A 20,613-nucleotide genomic window follows, 5' to 3' on the forward strand; every position below is an offset into this window, starting at 1 on the left:
CGAGAGGAAAAGGGAGTGAGTGTGTGGAGCAGGAAATTGATAAGTATAAATCGGCTCTCAAAAAAGCGGCCGCCAAAATAGAAGAGCTGTCCACGATCATTCAAGATCAGAAGAGCAATGAAGAAATTGCGGTAATTGGCTATTCATGCCGCTTCCCAGGAGAAGCATGGAACGCTGAAGGATTCTGGCAAGTAATGGCCAACCGAATGGATTCTGTGACCGAGATTAAACCGGATCGATTTGATTATCGCAACTATTACAGTGATGATCCTGAAGAAGAAGGCAAGATGGTTACGAAGAGCGCATCCTTTTTGCGTGATAATATCAGAGATTTTGATAATATTCATTTCGGTCTATCAGCCATTGAAGCTGCATCAATAGACCCTCAGCACAGACTCTTGCTGGAGGTAAGCTGGGAGGCTATGGAGAATTCAGCCTTGAATATAGAGGAGCTGAAGGGGAGCAGAACAGGTGTATTTATTGGAATCAGCGCTTATGAATATGCCAATGCCGAATTGTATTCGGGTCAAGCTTCCGATATAACGGCTTATTCTACTGCAGGTGTCTCACTTAGCTCCGCTGCCGGTAGATTATCCTATTTCTATGATTTCAAAGGGCCTGCGATCATCTGCGATACGGCATGTTCGTCATCTATTTCAGCCTTGAATATTGCCGTCGACAGCTTGCGGAATAACCAGTGCGACATGGCCATTGTCGGGGGCTCGAATCTATTGCTTACACCAGAGCCATTTATAGGGCTTTCCAAATTCAGCGGTTTGTCTAAGGACGGAAAATGCAAGGCGTTTGATAATGATGCAGACGGTTTTGGAAGAGGCGAGGGCTGCGGTGTCATCGTTCTCAAAAGATTAAAAGACGCCAAGCAAGCCGGAAATGCAGTTGCGGCCCTTATCAAGCATGTAGTGATCGGACAGGATGGCAAGTCAAACGGATTTACTGCTCCAAACGGATTGTCACAACAAGGCGTAATCAGACAGGCTCTACAACATGCAAATTTGACTGTTGACGATATCGATTATATCGAAACACATGGTGCTGGCACACCATTAGGCGACCTCATCGAAATCCAATCGTTATCAGAGGTCTTTAAGCATAAAAAGGAGCCTCTCTTTATTGGATCCGCCAAACCGAATATTGGGCATTTAGAAGCAGCTTCAGGCATGGCCGCATTGATTAAAGTCATTATGTCTCTTGAGAATAAGAAGATCTTGCCTAACATTTATACTCAAAACCCAAATAAGAACATTTCGTGGGGGAAGGTAAAGATCGCGGACGAGTTCATGGACTGGCAGAAGACTGAAGGAGTCAGAAGAGCAGGGATTAGTTCTTTTGGTTTCAGCGGAACGCTGGCGCATGTCATCCTTGAGGAGCCCTCTCAGCCTCATGACAAGGATGAGCAATTGGATGAACTGCCAGCTCATCTATTGACCTTGTCAGCCAAGAATGAAAAAGCTTTAAAAGGATATATAAGCGCGATGAAGGAGCAATTGGTGAAGGAAACAGGCTCCATCAAAGATATTGCTTATACGTCCAATATAAGCCGCTCATTTTTGAACTACAGATTTGCAGCAGTAGGGAAGAACAAAGAAGACTTACTGGATAAAATGGATTTGGTTCTAAACAACTCTAGCCACCATGAGCTCCTCATCCAGAAGAGTACGGCCAAAGACAACAAAATCGCCTTTTTATTTACGGGCCAAGGCTCCATCTATGACGGAATTGCTAAAGAATTTTACACCACATCAAGAACATTTAGAGAAACGATGGATCTGTGTAATGAGAAGTTTAAAGCGATACTCGGCCTGTCGATATTAGATGGGATCTACGGGGAAGACACTACGCTGCTCACTAGACCGATCTATTCACAGGCAGCCATATTCTCCATTGAGTATGCCTTAACCAAGCTGTGGGGTGCGTTAGGGATAAAACCTGACGTTATCATCGGTCACAGCATAGGCGAGTATACGGCAGCCTGCTATGCAGGGCTTATCAGCTTGGACGATGTGATCCTGATGATTGCACAGCGTGGCAGAATGATGGAATCCATTGATGTCGAAGGCAAGATGGTCGTCATTCTGACGAATGTGGAATATGTGAAAGCTGCATTGGAAGAGAGCGGATGCAAACATGTTACCATTGCTGCCATTAACGCTCCTGACAATGTTACGATTTCGGGCCGAAGCGATGAGGTCGATATCGTAATTGAAACCTTGCAAACCAAACACAGAGTCTTTTTTAATAAGCTTAACATTCCTCATCCTTATCACTCCATGTTAATGAAGGAGTATGAAGGCATGTATGAGCAAAGCATCGGAGACATCACATTCTCAAACCTGCAGACAGCAATGATATCCAGCATTACGGGACAAGTGGAACAAGAAGAAGTGTTGGGCAGAAGCAAGTATTGGGTCGAGCATCTATCCAAGCCGGTTAACTTCCAAGGTGCCATGCAAGAGGCCAGACGACTTGGCGTCAATATTTTTATTGAAATCGGAGGCGATGCAACCCTAAGCGGGCTAGCCAACCAATGTCTACAAGATGATGAGATCATGTTCGTTCCTTCTATGAGACGAGAATCGGAGAACTACACGCAATTTTTTAATTCCGTCTCTGCTTTATTTATGAAGGGAATGGATCTGGATTGGAACACATTCTATCAATCCTATGCTACGTGTAGAGTAAAGCTTCCAAACTATCCATTCCAGAAGAAGGAACTGTGGAGAGAGGTACGTAGAATAGACCGTGCAGCCGTGTATCCAATCCAAGCAGCAAGCTCCTCCAAGGAAATCAAAGAACTGCCGCCTATTTCACAACACTCACAACACTCACAGCATACACAACAGCCACAACAGCCACAACAGCCGCAAGCTCGTGGGAATCGCTTGCGATCTAACCCGAAAGAGAAGATCAAATCCGAATTAAAAGAAATGATACAGATTTTAACGGGGCTCAAGATCGAAGAAATCGAGGACGACCTCAATCTGCTGACGCTCGGATTTGATTCTTTAGTACTTATCCAACTCAATAAACAAATTACGAATAAGTTCAACATCTCAATTACATTAAATGAGTTCTTTATTAATCTGGATACCGTTGAGAAAATCACCGAGCATATTAACAAACATACGGATTGGGTGGAAGAAGAGGAGATCGACGAAGTTGGTTATGAGACTGAGTATAATGAACCGATGAAATCGATCTCAGAGACGATGAATACGATTCCAGATGCAGAGCCAATGAACAGCTTGGCGGCTGCTGGTCAGGCGCAGAATCATTCGTTAGGTGCACTGGATGGTATGGATGCTTTGCAGAATATTTTCAATACGCAGATGAAAATCATGTCCGAACAGCTGGATATTCTGAAGGGTTTTACGAATCCCAGTCAGAAGCCATTGGCAGTTAGCAAGAATACGCCAAACTTGAAGCAGAGCGAGGTCATTGTGAGCAGCCCAAAGGCCTCAACCTTGGCTGTGGACACCAAAAGCCATTATGTACCCTACAAAAAGCTGGAATTGATCGATAATGAAAATTTCAATGAATTGCAGCTTACCTATATTCGAAACATTGAGAAGAAATATACAAGATTCACCCAAAAATCAAAAGAGAATATTCAAAGATACAGAAAAGTATATGCGAATAATCGAAATGTAGCGGGATTCAGGCCAGTCATGAAGGAAATGATCTATCAGATCGTGGCGGACACTGGACAAGGATCGAAGCTTCGCGATATCGACGGGAATAGCATTATCGATTTGACGATGGGCTTTGGCGTAAACTTGCTTGGACATAACCCGAGTTTTATCAATGAAGCATTAACGGAGGAGCTCCGCAGAGGAATGCCTCTAGGCCCAATGGGCAGACTGGCCGGAACCGTTGCCGAACAGATCAGCCAATTAACAGGCGTCGAGCGGGTAGCTTTCTATAATTCAGGAACGGAAGCCAATATGGTGGCTGTACGAATCGCCAGGGCAAGCACAGGCAAGAAGAAGATCGTTACTTTTGCGGGATCCTATCACGGCACCTATGACGGCTTGCTTGGATTGTCCTCCATTGGTGAGGACGGAAGCCTGACGACGATCCCATTGGCTCCAGGTATTATGGAGAGCGTTGTCAGTGATTTAGTTATGTTGAATTACAATCAAGAGGCTTCGCTGGATTATATCAGAAATCACGCGAATGAAATCGCCGGTGTCCTAGTTGAGACCGTTCAAAGCCGAAGACCGGATGTTCAGCCTAAGGAGTTCCTGAAGAAACTTAGGCAAATCACGGAAGAAAACGGAATTGCACTTATTTTTGACGAGATCATTACAGGGTTTAGAATTGACCCAGGTGGAGCCCAAGCGTATTTCGGTATCAAAGCAGATATCGTAACCTATGGAAAGGTTCTTGGCGGCGGGATGCCGATCGGGGTTGTATCTGGAAAATCCGAGTTTATGGACTGTATTGATGGGGGCATGTGGAGCTTTGGCGATACGTCGGTTCCGCCTTGTGAGCAGAAGAGAACGTTTGTTGCCGGAACCTTCTCACATCACCCGCTCGCCATGGCTGCAGCTCACGCTTCATTAACCTATATAACGGAGAACAAAGATACGCTCTATGACAGACTGAATCAAAAAACCAATGACTTTGTACAACGAGTAAACGCGTATTTCGAACAGCAGCATGTCCCAATCAAAGTCGTGAATTTCGGTTCCTTATTCAGATTTGTGTTTCGAGGGGATTTCGAAATCTTCTTCTTCGGCTTGCTGGAGAAGGGTGTATATGTATGGGAAGGACGGAATTGCTTCTTCTCCACTGAACACACGGATGCGGATATTGAATATATATTTACTGCCATCAAAATGACGATTGAAGAGATGCACCAAGCCGGATATTTTGGCGACTCCTCAATAAACCAGCATGCTGTTCAGGTGACTCAATCCACTCGGCAGGAAAAGCAGCAACCTGTAATTCCGATGTCTATCATTCAGCAACGATTATACACTCTAAGCTCCATTGGCAAAGATGACCCCTATAACATGGTGACCGTACTAAAGGTTAGGGGAGCGCTGGATCGGCATAAATTTGAGGCCGTACTCAATGAAATCGTGATGCGTCACGAGAGCCTGCGCACACGCCTATTTGTTGAAGATGGGGAGTTTAAGCAAGAAATTGTTGAACAGGTGGAGTTTACAATCGATATCGTCAAAAAGGGCTTGCATGAGGATTTGGATGAGCTCATTCAATCATTAGTTACCCCTTTTGATCTAGCGAAAGCTCCTTTGTTGAAGGTCATCCTAATCGAAGAGGGCATCCAAGAGGGTACGATGATTTTTAATTTCCATCATACGATAGCAGACGGTATTTCAATGAGCATCTTCGTGCAAGAGTTCATGCGCTTGTATGCGAATGAACGACTTATGCCTGTGAATAAGCAGTATCGAGATTTTGTTGAATGGGAAACCCGCTACTTGGCATCGGACGAGAAGAAGCAGAGCGAACAGTATTGGCTTAGCAAATTATCCGGTGATTTGAATGTTCTGAAGCTCCCTGCCGACTTTCCAACACCTGCAGAGTCTGATTTCACGGCCAATACGGTTCATATGCAGATCGGATCCGAATTGCTTCGTGATTTGAAAACAGTTGCTTCGCGTCATCAATGCTCTTTATTTATGTTGTTAGCTGCAGGGTTTAATCTTCTACTTAGAAAATTAACTGGAAATGATGATATTTGCATAGGAACTCCTGTGACAAACCGGGCAGATGGTTCTTTTGATGAGAGTATTGGTATGTTTACCAACACCATTGTGCTGAAGAACAATCTTTCAGATGACAAGACGTTTGCAGCGTTTGTCAAGGAAGTCAAACAAAATTGTATTGAAGCGTACTCCCATATGTATTACCCGTTCAATTACCTGGCAAGCCTCATGAAGAAAGCGAAAAACAGCAGGGAAGGCTTCCTTAATGTACGGTTTGTCTATGAAAAAACGGATGAAAGAGTACTCACGATCGATAATTTAGAAATTACAACCTATGAATATAAGAGTGCATTATCCGATTTTGATTTTGTCATTGAAATTCTTGAGGAAAACGGCACATTCCATATTGGGATGACTTATAAAACAAGTCTGTTCAAAGAAGAGACGATCGGGAAATGGGGACAAGACTATCAAAGAATCTTGGAGTTTATCACCCATAACGATCCGAACAACAACTCACTACTTACGCTTAAGGATTTTGACGATATCTGGCAAGGCGACACGAACAATCTTACTCTGGATGGAACGCCTGGTCGTAATGAGCTGCCAGTACCCGCTAGACATGTCGGTGCACGTGCAGGTTATGAGGCTCCGAGTACTGAGATCGAAGAGGAATTTGCTCATATATGGGAAAAAACATTAAGCTCTAGTCCGATTGGCATCAACGATGATTTCTTCCAAATGGGAGGGGATTCGATTAAAGCCATTCAGCTCATCTCACGAGCCAGAGCTAAGGGCTACATCTTCGAGGTTGATCACTTATACAAAAACCCCACGATCAAGCAGCTAGTGAAAGTAATCGAGTCGAAGCATCACAAGCAGATGCAGAATTCCTTAGCTGGGGAAGTAAAGTTAGCTCCGATGCAAAAGCAATTTTTTGAACAATTATCTGTTGATCAACATCATTGCTGCGAGAGTAGAATGCTGCACAGGGCAGCGGGCTTTCAGGCTAACACGGTAAAGGAAGTGTTTGATCAATTGATCATTCGGCATGACGCATTGCGAATGGTGTATCAGCAGGACCACGGCAATGTCGTTCAAATCAATCGAGGAGCCGGCGAAGCACAGTATGACCTTCAGGTATATGAGAATGTAACGGATCAAGAAGTTATAGAAACATGCAATGAGATCCAGAAAGGTATGGATCTTGAGAAAGGGCCGCTCGTAAGACTGGGCTTGTTCCAAATGAGCTCGGGGGACAAATTATTCATCGCTATCCATGGTCTTCTTATCGATGAGATATCTTGGAGCATTCTGCTAGAAGACTTCATGAATGGGTATACGCAGGCAGAACAGGGATTGGGCATCGTGTTGGCGGAGAACACGACTTCCTTCAAGGAATGGTCAGACAAACTGAACGAATATGCAGACTCTTATCGTGTGAAAAGGCAGGCTGACTATTGGAAAAGGTTACATGACACGACGGCCACCAAAAAATTGCCAAGGGAGAGAGGTAAACTTGCATGGAGTTGAACAAACAAGTTCAAGAGCTTGGTGTACAAGTTACCGGAGAGTTGCTGAATAATATTAACAATGCATATCATACGAATCTTCTTGATATTTTATTAGCTGCCTTGGCCCTGACGATTCGAGACTGGACAAGAGAAGAGAACACATTGATCAGCTTGATTGGCCACGGCAGGGAAGAATGGGCACAGCCTATGGATTTGAGCAGAACTGTTGGGTGTTTCCGTTCACAATTTCCAGTTGTCCTCAGAGCTTACGATGATCTCGGCGACACGATCAAACATACGAAAGACATGCTGCGGCGAATTCCGAATCAGGGACGCTTCTATGGTATCCTCAAGTACTTATCCACTGAAGACTTGAACCTTGCAGAGCCCGAGATTGGCTTTCATTATGTAGGCAGAATCGATCCAGGTGCTAGCGGAGATGGATTTGAAATTACGAATCTGGGTTCCAGTGAATACTCATCCAAGTACCTAACAAGCTCACATGCTCTAGATATCGAAGCTATCCTCATCGCAGACAATTTGAAGCTCACTTTCATATACGAGCAAGATGATTTTATTCCAGGAACGATTGAGAAGCTGCTAAGCGTATATCAAAATCAATTGGATCGCCTTATTCAACATTGTACAACCAAGCAGGAATCGGAAATTACCGTTACCGATATTACGCTAGAAGATATAACGATGGAACAATTGTCCGCATACAAGAATGAGCTTCACAATGTTAAGAACATCTACCCTCTTGCGCCTATGCAAGAGGGTATGCTTTATCATGCTTTGACAGATGAGCAGGATACATACATCAAGTTGTCCTGTTTCCAGGTGGAAGGGCACATTGATCTGGAGATGCTGGATCGAGCTTTTAACATGGTTATCGATCGACATGATATTTTACGGACAGTATTTGATTATTCATCGTTTCAACAAAATATGCAGGTCGTTTATAGAAAGCGAAGAGGAGCAGTTGAGTACATCGACATCACCGAGCAGGGCGAAGATAATGAAGCATATCTGGAGGATTTAATCAGGCAATATCGGGCAAGACGATTTGATTTAAGCAAGGATGTACTGCTTCGCATTGTACTTGTTCGAATGCAAGAGAACAGATACAGTATGATTTTTCATCTGCATCATATTCTTATGGATGGATGGTGCAACAGCTTAATTCTTATTGAATTGTTTAAAATTTATAATGAAATCAAGCATGGGATTCCAGCAAGTCTGAACGATGTCGTACCTTATTCTACTTATATCGATTGGCTCAAAAACAAAGATATCAATGAAGCTAAAGCGTACTGGAAAGATTACTTGCATGATTGCAAAGAAGTCACGAGGATCCCTTTTGAAAGAGAATATAAAATGAATGAAGTCATCAATAAAGAGATGGCATTAGAGTTGGACGAGGAAAGATTGTTATCCATCATTCGCATTGCTCAGGAAAGTAGAGTTACGGTAAATACCGTGATCCAGAGCATTTGGGCGATTCTTCTTAGTAAATACAATAATACCGATGATATTGTTTATGGGTATGTTGTCTCTGGGAGAAATGCGGAGATCGAAGGCGTAGAAGTGATTCCTGGACTGTTTATCAATACAGTCCCGCTTCGTGTGAAATTTACAGACAACTTGCAATATCCTGAACTCGTGAGGCAGATCACCAACACTACACTGCAGAACAACAAACATGATTTTGTAAGTCTTGCGGAAATTCAAAATCTGAGTGGGGTGAAAAGCGATCTGATTCGCAGCCTCCTTGTATTTGAGAATTATCCGATTGATGAGAAGCAACTGAACGAAGAAATATTGAAAAACAATGATTTGAAAATACTCAATTCCGTGTTTGTACTGCCGCATCAGCTCATTGAAGGATCAAACTATAACGTAACGCTAGTTGTCAACCAAGATGACAAGATGATGATCAATTTTATCTATAATGAGAACACATTGGCTGAAGCGGATATGTCAAAGATCATCCGAGCGTTTGATGCGATTGTGAATCAGATTATTGAAAACACAAATGTATTCGTTGATGATGTTGACATCATTGACGAGCGCGAGAAGCATCACATTCTTCATGTGTTTAATGATACGCGCAGCAACTATCCGAAGGATAAAACCATTATCCAACTGCTTGAAGAGCAAGTAGAGAGAGTTCCGCAGCATATCGCATTACGCTTCCAAGACGAACAGATAACCTATCAAGAGCTTAATGAGAGAGCCAATCGTCTGGCTCATTATGTAAGACAGATGGGCGTAGGGAACAATGTCATCGTTGGTGTTATGGGTGAACGTTCCGTGGAAACGGTGATCGGCATTGTAGCAGTTCTAAAGGCTGGCGGAGCTTATTTGCCAATTGATCCGAAATACCCGGTAGACCGAATGAAGACTCTGCTTGCAGACTCCAACACTGGAATGCTCCTTGCCCAATCCTCTCTTATGGAAGCATTACTTCATATCGATAGCAAGATCGACATCGTGCTTACGGATCGAATCGCAGTGGAATTGTCATCAGAGAGCTCTGATAATCCGTTGCTGATTAACAGCCCTTCAGATTTGGCTTATGTCATGTATACATCCGGCTCCACGGGAAGACCAAAAGGGGTTATGGTAGAGCATCAAAGTGTTGTGCGGCTTGTCCAAAACACGAACTACATAGAGTTTGCGGAAGGAGACCGGATCTTACAAACTGGGGCGATGGTCTTTGATGCCTCCACATTCGAGATCTGGGGAGCCTTGCTGAATGGAATCGAATTGGTGTTGGTTGACGAACATATCCTCTTACATGCGGAACGGTTAGGGGAGGAAATTAGTAGAAATCAAATTACAACGATGTGGTTGACCTCTCCGTTATTTAATCAGCTCGTTCAACAGGACGTGACGATATTTAAGGGACTGAAGCATTTAATCGTGGGTGGAGATGCGCTGTCTTGGGAGCACATCAATCAAGTCAGACAGGCTTATCAGGGCCTGAAGCTGATAAATGGGTATGGTCCAACCGAAAATACAACCTTCTCAACCTCCTATGCTATTGAGGAAGAGTTCGGTAGCTCTATCCCAATTGGAAAAGCAATTAGCAATTCGAAAGCCTATATCGTAGATCGTCATCACCATTTACAGCCTTTTGGTGTGGCGGGTGAACTATGCGTTGCCGGAGACGGTCTTGCTCGCGGTTACGTCAACAATCCAGAATTGACGGCGGCGAAGTTCGTTCCGAACCCGTTCGAAGCGGGGGCACGAATGTATAAGACCGGAGACTTGGCTCGCTGGCTGCCTGATGGGAATATCGAATATTTGGGCCGGATTGATGAACAGGTCAAAATTCGAGGCTTCCGCATCGAACCAAGCGAAATCGCCCAGCAATTGCTGCTGCACGAGGTGATCCAAGATGCAATCGTAGTGGCCCAAATAGGAGAGGACGGACAAGCGTACCTATGCGCATATATTGTGAGCGAGATGGAGCTGTCTGCATCAGAGCTGCGGAATCATGTGTCTGTATCGCTGCCGAGCTACATGATTCCATCGTATTTCGTACAGATGGATCGGCTGCCGTTAACCCCGAATGGAAAAGTAGACCGTAAGGCATTGCCGGAACCAGATGGCAAAGTGGTTACTGGAGCCGAATACGCAGCGCCTCGAATTGACGTGGAGAGAGCAATCGCCCAGGTATGGGAAAAGATATTAGGCGTGAGGAATGTTGGCCTCAATGACGATTTTTTCGCCTTAGGCGGAGATTCCATTAAAGCGATCCAAGCGATTGCCCAAATGAGCAATAGAGGGTATTCATTTGAGATTAAAGACTTAATGGGCAATCCTAGAATTAAAGACTTGATCCCGCATATCAAATCGACAACAAAAACCATAGATCAGGGCGAAGTATCCGGCGAGATCGAGCTGACACCAATTCAGAAATGGTTCTTAGCGCAAGAACATCTTGACAAAGATCATTTCAATCAGGATCTGATGCTTTTCCGTGAAGATGGCTTCAGCGTAGATAGAATCGAATGCGCTTTTGATCGTATTGTGCAGCATCATGATCTATTGCGAGCCATATATGTTGACCAGGCGTTAATCAATCGAGAAGTAACGAATAGATTATATGATTTTCATATTTATGACCTTAGAGGAAAACCGATTACGGATAATTATATTACTGGCTTATGTACTGAACTCCAGGCCAGTATGAAATTAGCGAAAGGCCCGCTTGTCAAAATAGGACTGTTCCAAACAGACAAGGGCGACCATTTGCTTATATCCATTCATCATATGGTTGTAGATGCCGTGTCATGGAGAATTATTATAGAGGACTTTGATACGCTCTATCAGAATCCAGAAAAGAGTTTACCGTTGAAGACCAGCTCCTTCCAAGAATGGGCTTCCAAGCAGAAGCAGTATGCTGGCGGATTTACATTGCAAAATGAGCTGAAATACTGGAATCGTCTTAGCCAATGGGACGTGAAAGAGATCAACAAGGATTATGAGCCTTCAAGTATACAGGGCGCTAAGATTATGAAAAAGACGATTGAGCTGGATCAGGCCTATACCGAGAAGTTATTAACGAAAGTAAATAAGGCGTATTCCACGGAAATCAATGATATCCTTCTGTCAGCCTTAACCGTCTCAATTGCTAATTACAACCAAGCGGAGCGCATACTTATTAATTTGGAATCGCACGGAAGAGAACAAATCGTAGATGATGTAGACATAACAAGGACAGTCGGGTGGTTCACCAGTCAATACCCGTTGATTCTGCACGCCCAAGATCATATTTCGGATGTAATCAAATTTACGAAGGATACACTCAGACGGATCCCTCGCAAAGGGATAGGCTATGGAATGCTGAGATATTTATCTCCTTTTGATTTGAAGGCGATACGCACCCCAGACATCAGCTTTAACTATTTGGGACAGTTCGATGAGAATATTTCTGGCGACAACTTTACGTTATCCGATATTTTACCGGGGGATTCGGTAAGCCAAGAAAGCGGTAGATTGTATCCTCTAAACATTTCAGCAATGGTTCTCCATAAACAATTTAGTCTGACCTTGAGCTACGTCAGGGAAGAATTTAACGATGCAACGATTGACGAGATACTGCAGCGCTATATGGATAGTCTTAAGCAGATTATCGATCATTGCATCTCCCAGGAGCATGTAGAAGTTACCGCTTCGGATGTCACTGATGAGAACATATCCTGGGCCGAATTAGCTCCTTACCATGAGCAAATCAGCAATGTGAAACGCATGTACCCGCTTACTCCAATGCAGGAAGGTCTGCTGTTCCATTCGATGGCAGATAAGGGCGAGTACTACCATGTCAATATGGAGCTTAGGGTAATCGGAGAACTTAATGCGGAGTTATTCAAGAAGAGCTTTGTAGAGCTTGTTGCTCGTCATGACATCTTGCGAACGAATGTTGACAGCAATCATTTCAAAGAAAATATGCAGATCGTGTACAAATCAAGAGAACCCGAGTTCACGTATCTGGATATTAGAGACTTACCATCCGATAAGGAAACGTATATCGAACAGCTGGTCATAGAGGATAGACGAAGAGGCTTTGAATTAAGCAACGATATCCTTATTCGATTATTTATAGTAAGGATGAGCGAGCAGGAATACAGTTTACTGTTAAGCAATCACCATATTATTTTGGACGGATGGTCATTTGGGATCATTAGCAGTGAACTGTTCGACATCTATAATCTACTGTTGAGTAATACGCCTTTAGAAGCGAAGAAAATACAACCTTATGAAGCGTATATCAAGTGGATTGGTTCGCAGGATAAGACGGCAGCTCTGAACTATTGGTCAACGTATTTGAAGGGATACGACACGACAATCGATATTCCATTCAAGAAAGCTTCAACAGTCCAAGGGAAACCGCAAGAGGTTATTCTACGTCTAGATAAAAGCGTTACAAAACAAATTGAGCTGCTAGCGCAGCAGCATACCGTTACAGTCAATACCATTTTCCAGAGTATATGGGCGATCCTGCTGCAACGATATAATCATGTGGATGATGTTGTGTTCGGATTTATTGTATCGGGCAGGACAACTCAAATACATGGAATTGATGAAATGGTAGGATTATTTATCAATACCATTCCATTACGAGTAAATGCGACGCAGGAGAAACGATATACGGAAGTGCTGCGGCAAATAAAATCGGATTTCCATGAGAGTGAGCCCTATCATTATTGCTCAATAGCGGAAATCCAAAAGCTGACTGAGGTTGGCAATAGCCTCATCAATGGGCTGATGGTCTATGAAAATTATCCGATGGATCAAGATATGATTCATAAAGATATTCAAGATCAGGTCAATCTTCGTATTCATTCAGCCCGGATATTTGAGGAAACGAACTATAGCTTCAATATCAAGGTCATTCCAGGGGAAGAGCTGCTTGTCAAATTCAACTATAATGACGGGATCTACGATGAAGAGAGCGTCCATACGATCAAAGGCCATTTCCTTCACATTTTGAACCAAATCATGTCCAATCCGCATATCCGCATTGATGAACTTGAAATTGTGGGAGAGGAAGAGATAAACGAAATCTTGGTCGATTTCAACAACACGGTTATGGAGCTTCAACCTGAGGACACAATTCAAAGTCTCTTTGCACATCAAGTGATGAGGAACCCAGAGAAAACGGCGGTACGATGCGGTGAAGATTCCATTAGCTATCTTGAGTTGCATCAGAGAGCGAATGCGTTAGCTATTCAACTCAGAGAGAAGGGCATAGGTGCGGAGTCGATCGTGCCGATCATGATCGATCGCTCCATCGACATGGTTGTCGGCGTACTAGCCATCTTGCAGGCGGGCGCTGCCTATCTGCCTATTGATATAAATTATCCGGAAGAACGAATCAATTATATGTTGCAGGATAGTAAAGCTGAGCTTATGCTGTCAACCCATACACTTGTGCAGAAGAGAACACTAGAAATTAATGAAATGATTGATTTGGAAGATAAGGCGTTATACGTACGCTCGATTGAACAAATCGATAATATCAACCATCCTCACGATTTGGCCTATGTGATCTATACCTCAGGAACGACCGGAAAGCCTAAGGGAGTAATGGTCGAGCATAAGGGCGTCATTAACTTGAAGCACTGGTTTGAGCGCGAGCTTGGAATCGGTAACGATGAGAATATACTGCAATTTGCAAGTATAGCGTTTGATGCGTTCTCATGGGAGTTGTTCATGGCATTATTGCTTGGCAATACCCTTTATATTCCGGATCAAGAGGTGCTGCTCAATACGGATTTATTGAACGAATTTGTGAGAACTCACGGCATTACCACCATTACTTTACCTCCATTTGTCGCGGGTAATTTGGAGGCAGGGATCGGTTTGAAGCGGGTCATAACAGCAGGAAGTGAACTGAAGTACGAACAGATCTCGCATTTGCTCGGAAAAGTAGAGGTCATTAACGCCTATGGCCCGACGGAGGATACTGTATGTACAACAGCATGCAAACTGTCCGAGGTTCAGCAAACGAAAATCTCCATTGGAGCTCCGATCGCAAATCATCGCGTATTGATACTGGATGCCAATCATAAACTGGTTCCGGTAGGTGTAAATGGTGAACTGTGCATCGCAGGTGTGGGGCTAGCAAGGGGCTACTTGAATAATGAGCAATTAACGAAAGAGAGATTTATTCATAATCCATATCGGCCAGAAGAGATTCTATACAAAACGGGTGATGTGGCAAGATGGCTGCCTGATGGAAATATCGAATATGTAGGAAGGATCGACCATCAGGTTAAAATCAGAGGATATCGAATCGAAATCGGCGAGATTGAACAGACCCTGTTACAGCTGCCAGAAGTGTCCCAGGTTGCAATTATCGATAAGGAAATCGATGGATCGAAAGTTCTCTGTGCCTATTATGTAGCAGAGCAGGAAATCGCTATCCATACTTTACGGGAATCGTTAAGCAAGAAATTGCCGGCCTATATGATACCCGCGTATTTCATGAGAATGGAGTCTCTTCCATTTAATCTAAATGGAAAAGTGGATCGCAAGCGATTGCCTGAAATGGAAGGCAACATCAAGACGGGCGCTCATTATGAGGAAGCCGATAATGAAATCGAAAAACGAATGATCGACATTTGCAAGGATGTACTAGGATTGCAGCAGTTGAGTGTTAGGGACAATTTGTTCGAAGTTGGCGGAGACTCGATACGAATTGCAAAAATATACAAAGAGTTACAAAAGGTAGATGTCCATATTTCGATTAAAGATATTTTCTATTATGAAAATATACGTGACATCTATAATAACTGGGCGAACAAAAGAATGGATAGCCAAGAAGAAGAAGGATCTAAGATCTTAGAGCGTATTTCACTAAACGAATCAAATTGGAAGCAAGCTTTAGCCGACCAACTCAATGACTTTAGCAGTTCGATTGTAAATAAGAACGAGATAACGAGCGTGTACCCACTATCCGCGATGCAGAAAATCCTTCTTGATACCAACCAAACATATAGTGGGGCGATCATCGATTTTAATCACCAAGTTAATGTGCAGCTGCTGAAGAAGAGCATTGCGTCTGTCATTAACGAACAGGGGCTGTTACGAAGTACATTAATCCAAACTGATCATCAAATCATGATCCAAGAGTACGGGGTGGTTCAAGGCATTGATATCCCTTATGTAGACTTGGAACATGCGAGCGAAGAACAGAAAGAACATATACAGTCCTATATCCATGAGCGGTTTGGAGATCATGCGGATCGTACAAATGTATGGAATAATCTGCTGTACAACATGATCATCACCAAAATCTCGGACAGTCATTATAAGGTGTATATGCCTTGCAGTCATCTCATCTTTGATGCAATGAGCTTCGATATCATACAATCAAGTATCCGACAAGCCTATGCAAACAATGGGGAATCAAGAGGGCAAAGCATATTGCAATATGAACATTATGTTCAAGAACAGTCGAGAGGGCCTCAAGGGATAACGGAAAAGGATCTGATCGAGAGGTTCAAGCTGACTGATTTTCAGGATAGCTTTAGCCAGTATTTCAAAAAGTACAAGGAAGCATCATTGATTCATACAACCATTTCGATTCCGTTGACTGAAGAAATACGCGAGTCTGTACAAGAGATGTCCTGGGATATTTCCATGAACATCTTTTTAAAAATTGTTGAGCTCGCTTTCGATCTTGATTCGGTACCGTTTGCACTTATGCATACAGGAAGAAAATATACATCCCATAACTATTATCATACTATGGGGGCATTTATTGATATTCTGCCTCTGAGTCTGCCACGAGATCAGCACCTGGCTATGGAAGACATAAATGAACTCATTCGCTTTGCCTATGAGAAAAACATTCATTTTGCAGCGTTACTGTCTCAAGAAGAGCCGAAGAACAAGTATAAGAAGGTACGACGTGCACTAAAAGAGATCTACAGCTCTGAAACGATTACGCTCCCGATTTTTAACTACCTTGGACTGTTTGATTCACATGCGGAGATGAAGAATGAGCTCACTGCAATCAAGGAGATGTACAGCAGCAGGACAAAGAAATTATCTACAGAGATCACAATTGCGGTAGTAGAGGATCAGCTCATGATTAAGCTATTCTGTGAGGAGCACAAAATACCAAGGATTACAAAAGAGATTCAAACCTATATGAATAATGTAAAGGAATATTTGCCGCTAGCATCGCGGTGATATGTCTACAAGGTATTTGCAAATTCGTTTCAAACTATGTAGCCCGATGAATGGTTCATTCATCGGGCTTTTCTTTTTTGTCGCGCATATTCAAATCCATCAGCACTTCTTGCGGGCTATGCTTCTCACACAATGTAATGTCTTGCTGACCGTCCTCAGCTAAACCAACGGCTTGCAAATCCTTATGCCCTTCAGAATGGTATGTAGGCTTCGCTCAGACCAAACCCTTCAGATGGTCTCCATTCCTATCTACAGCCTCCATTATTAATTCCTCGTTATAAATGTTAAACGTACGACCCGTTTTCCCAATAAAAATCCTCTCCGCTTAACAACATCTAAGTCCATCTTACCAGTTGTCTTTTTTTCGTTTTCTACCATGAGGGGATTCTGATATTTGGATGGCTCACAAATGTGTTAAAAGGTAAGGGGAGAGAAGAAGAGGATGGCGTTTAGGAATGCTTCCTGATGCAACAAAAATATCATAGTTCAAATTACAAAAAACCTGTACTTTTTTATCCCTTTAGATAAGAAAGTACAGGTTTTTTTTGTATATTATCTGACCGGTCAATCGTTTTTAAAGAGATTTGATTAACCTCCAAAGGTTTTTCATTACAGCGCAAGCGACCGTTAGTGCTAGCGCATCACCATGTCGGCAATAGGATAATCCGGTTGTGTGCTTAATATTTGAATATTCCGACGCAGGCGGTTATAGCGCAGCGAGCAGTAATCCAGGTAATCATCCCCTGTATAATGGCGCAGCAGGGCCCATACCGTCCATAACAAATCTTGGGCCATCATATAGCATTTGACCTTCATCAGATCATCCTCTGTAAACGTATTGCCGTAATAGGCTTCAAACAGTTGCTCAATAGACTCTTCTGTCAAACGCGATTCGATGATATATGCAGCAATATCAAAGGCTGGATCATTCATTCCGGAATATTCCCAATCTATCAAATAGACACTGCCGTCCCCATCTACGAGAAAATTCTCCGGAACCGTATCATTATGGCAGGGCACGGAAAGGACATTTTTGAGATGTTTCTGCATGAAACGAAGCAATTGCTCTTTTAAGGATGCGTAATCAAAAAACAATTCACCGTTGATCTGCGTGACAATGGTTTCATATTTGGCAAGTTCACTGAGCCAATCAAACTTGTTCGGGAAGTGCTTGGGACTACCGTGAATTTTCTTCAGTAAAGAGGAAACGGCCTGCAAGCTTGGCAAAGCCAAGGGTCCTGCTGCGGCAAGCGTTGTGCTATCGGGAATATATTTGCTGATCTTAATGCCGCTTTCCTCATCAAAATATATACATTCTGAATTTACGCCAAACTCCGAAGCGATGCCGTTGTTCACACGCTCTATCTTGCGATCGATCATTTGATCAGTCAGATTACCGGGCTTGCGAATCACATACTCCGTTCCGTGGATATTCATAATGTAGTTATAATTGGTCAACCCGCCTGCAAAACGAGATTTGTCAAAAACAATACTCTCATCTTTAAAAAAAAGACGGAGTTTTTGCTGCACAAGGTTCTCCATATTCATTTGTTTGGATAAAAAGTCGTTTAGAGGTTTCATGATGGCCTTTTCTCGGCATTCCATATACATGCTTTAACAATGTATATACTCGCCGCACAGATTTTTCCACAATTATAGCAAGATAGGAGAAGTAATTCAATGAAATGGACACGCTTGAGGACGTTCTGGTACTTGTCGTGCAAGAAAGACGTTTTTGTACCAGATTGGCGGTAAAGGGGGCATTAGAATCCTAAAATCAGCTACCGAATCCTCCATAATCACGGGGAGAACCATGTTAACCTGCTAGTAAGAGTTAAATATCTACGATTACAGCGATTTCACAAATAAAAATGACCTATGTGAGGTGAGATTCGAATGGAGTACCGGGGAGAAGAAGCTCTCGGGCTTGTGGAAACATTGGGCATGGTTCCTGCCATCCAAGCAGCGGACGCTATGCTTAAAGCAGCAGATGTTGTTCTAGTATCCTATGAGAATGTTGGTTCCACACTCGTAACGATAATGGTAAAAGGTGATGTGGCGGCGGTTCGTTCGGCAGTAGAGGCTGGCGCTGAAGCAGCAGCGAAGATTGGCAAAGTCACGGCCCATAATGTGATGCCGCGTCCGCTCAGTTCTATTGCAGGAATTGTGAAAGCGCATTCTATAAACGCATAATTGCCGGGGAGGGAAATAGGTTCATGAGCAAGCATGATGCACTGGGTTTCATTGAAACCTTTGGAATTGTATTCATCATGGAAGCGGCAGATGCCATGTGCAAAGCGGCCAATGTAGATTTGATCGGTTATGAAAACGTAGCGTCCGGTTATATATCTGTCCTTGTTCGCGGAGATGTAGGGGCTGTAAGGGCTGCAGTAGATGCCGGCGTCGCCGCAGTACAGGCGATGGGGACTGAGGTGTACAGCTCAAACGTTATTCCTAATCCACACCCAGACATTGAAAAGATCATTGCCCGCTATGCCCTTCCAGCTTAGGGGTAGGTTATCGACAGAAATTCAAGGGAGGTGACCGTCATAAACGACATCTTTGTTATGAAATCGAAAGTATTTTCAGGGGAACAGTCACTGAAGAAACTTGCGGAAATCCATGGCACGAAAGCCTGTATCGTATCCGATCAGATGATGGAGAAGTTGGGTTATCTGGGGCAGGTGGTTGATCTACTGCAAAGCGGTGGAATCTCCACTTCAGTGTATACCGGTGTTAAGCCCGATCCAAGTGTGAGTATTGTAGCCGAAGCGCTTCAAGTGTATTGGGAAAGTGGCGCTGATGTGTTGCTGGCGCTGGGCGGCGGCTCTGTCATTGATACAGCGAAGGGTGTTCTGTACTTCGCCCGGCAATATGCGTTAGAGAAAGACGAGCCTTTTGTCAAACCATCGTTTGTCGCCATTCCTTCCACCAGCGGCACCGGATCGGAAGTGACAGACTTTTCGGTGATTACGGCGGGCGGAGACAAAATGGTTATCGTGGACAATTTTATCGCACCGGACATCGCGATTCTCGATTCCACCCTTACCAAGCAATTGCCAAACAAAATCGTGGTGGACACCGGAATGGATGTTCTGACCCATGCGCTGGAGGCTTATGTCTCCACCAAAGCGACCGACTTTACCGATGCCTTAGCTGAAAAAGCCGTCCAATTGGTATTTGCTCATCTGGAAACGCTTTACCATGATCCGGCAGATGCAGAGGCGCGGGATCGGGTGCAGAATGCGTCCTGTATGGCGGGAATGGCGTTTACTAACGCTGGTCTAGGTATCATTCACAGTATGTCCCACGCCTTTGGCGGAACGTTTCACATTGCTCACGGGCGGGTGAACTCCCTGCTATTAGAGGTGGTAATGGAGTATAACGCCAACTTGGGCGGAAAAACGATAGATAGGGTTTGTGAACGCTATGCTAGGCTTGCTTCACTGCTGCACTTGCCGGCCCGAACCGCCCGTGAAGGAACCGTAAGTCTGATCCAGGCGATTGGAAAGCTGAAACGATCTATCGGTATCGAAAATGGAATCCGTGAGCTTGGCGTTGACCAGGATGCTTTTAATGAGGCGCTGTCCCGCATGGCGCGGAACGCAATGGCTGATCGCTGTACGCCAACCAGTCCTCGTCAGCCAACGGAGGAAGAGTTGGAGCACATTTACCGTAAAAGCTTCTAAATA

General features: G+C 43.7%; 7 protein-coding genes. 5 read left to right on the plus strand and 2 right to left on the minus strand.

What is annotated here, in order from left to right:
• The first annotated feature begins 23 nt into the window (after positions 1–23).
• Together PBN151_RS23135 and PBN151_RS23140 are read left to right on the plus strand one after the other, a co-directional pair.
• Complete coding sequence (locus PBN151_RS23135; protein WP_072730876.1) at positions 24–7,229, plus strand: type I polyketide synthase; 7,206 nt, start codon at positions 24–26, stop codon at positions 7,227–7,229.
• Positions 7,220–16,921 (plus strand): non-ribosomal peptide synthetase, encoded by a 9,702-nt coding sequence (locus PBN151_RS23140; RefSeq protein WP_072730877.1) that lies wholly within the window; start codon positions 7,220–7,222, stop codon positions 16,919–16,921. The genes PBN151_RS23135 and PBN151_RS23140 overlap by 10 nt, the downstream gene beginning before the upstream one ends.
• 55 nt (positions 16,922–16,976) lie before the next feature.
• On the opposite strand, the gene PBN151_RS32355 is transcribed toward PBN151_RS23140, so the two are convergent.
• Together PBN151_RS32355 and PBN151_RS23145 are read right to left on the minus strand one after the other, a co-directional pair.
• Positions 16,977–17,099 carry a response regulator gene (locus PBN151_RS32355; RefSeq protein ID WP_265332125.1) on the minus strand — a complete coding sequence of 41 codons (123 nt, stop codon included), beginning with the start codon at positions 17,097–17,099 and terminating at the stop codon, positions 16,977–16,979.
• Between the two features lie 455 nt (positions 17,100–17,554).
• Positions 17,555–18,502, minus strand: coding sequence for a choline kinase family protein (locus PBN151_RS23145; protein WP_072730904.1), 948 nt, complete (start codon positions 18,500–18,502; stop codon positions 17,555–17,557).
• Between the two features lie 315 nt (positions 18,503–18,817).
• Here PBN151_RS23145 and PBN151_RS23150 point away from each other — a divergent pair, with 315 nt between their 5' ends.
• The 3 genes from PBN151_RS23150 to PBN151_RS23160 are packed head-to-tail and all read left to right on the plus strand — an operon-like array spanning position 18,818 to position 20,610.
• A complete protein-coding gene (locus tag PBN151_RS23150; RefSeq protein ID WP_021255521.1) occupies positions 18,818–19,114 on the plus strand; it encodes a BMC domain-containing protein in 297 nt (98 codons plus the stop codon).
• Between the two features lie 23 nt (positions 19,115–19,137).
• The gene (locus tag PBN151_RS23155) at positions 19,138–19,431 is read left to right on the plus strand and encodes a BMC domain-containing protein (protein WP_021259275.1); all 294 of its coding nucleotides are present in this window, start codon (positions 19,138–19,140) and stop codon (positions 19,429–19,431) included.
• A 57-nt stretch (positions 19,432–19,488) separates the two neighbouring features.
• Positions 19,489–20,610, plus strand: a complete 1,122-nt coding sequence (locus PBN151_RS23160) for a 1-propanol dehydrogenase PduQ (RefSeq protein ID WP_072730878.1) — start codon at positions 19,489–19,491, stop codon at positions 20,608–20,610.
• The last annotated feature ends 3 nt before the right edge of the window (positions 20,611–20,613 follow it).

The organism is Paenibacillus sp. NAIST15-1, assembly GCF_001894745.1.
Taxonomy (GTDB): domain Bacteria; phylum Bacillota; class Bacilli; order Paenibacillales; family Paenibacillaceae; genus Paenibacillus_B; species Paenibacillus_B suaedae.

What these genes read in the sequence shown, in the direction of transcription:
- PBN151_RS23150 (WP_021255521.1), top strand. Translation starts at nt 18,818, where the DNA reads ATGGAGTACCGGGGAGAAGAAGCTCTCGGGCTTGTGGAAACATTGGGC.
- PBN151_RS23160 (WP_072730878.1), top strand. Translation starts at nt 19,489, where the DNA reads ATGAAATCGAAAGTATTTTCAGGGGAACAGTCACTGAAGAAACTTGCG.
- PBN151_RS23155 (WP_021259275.1), top strand. Translation starts at nt 19,138, where the DNA reads ATGAGCAAGCATGATGCACTGGGTTTCATTGAAACCTTTGGAATTGTA.
- PBN151_RS23140 (WP_072730877.1), top strand. Translation starts at nt 7,220, where the DNA reads ATGGAGTTGAACAAACAAGTTCAAGAGCTTGGTGTACAAGTTACCGGA.
- PBN151_RS23145 (WP_072730904.1), bottom strand. Translation starts at nt 18,502, where the DNA reads ATGAAACCTCTAAACGACTTTTTATCCAAACAAATGAATATGGAGAAC.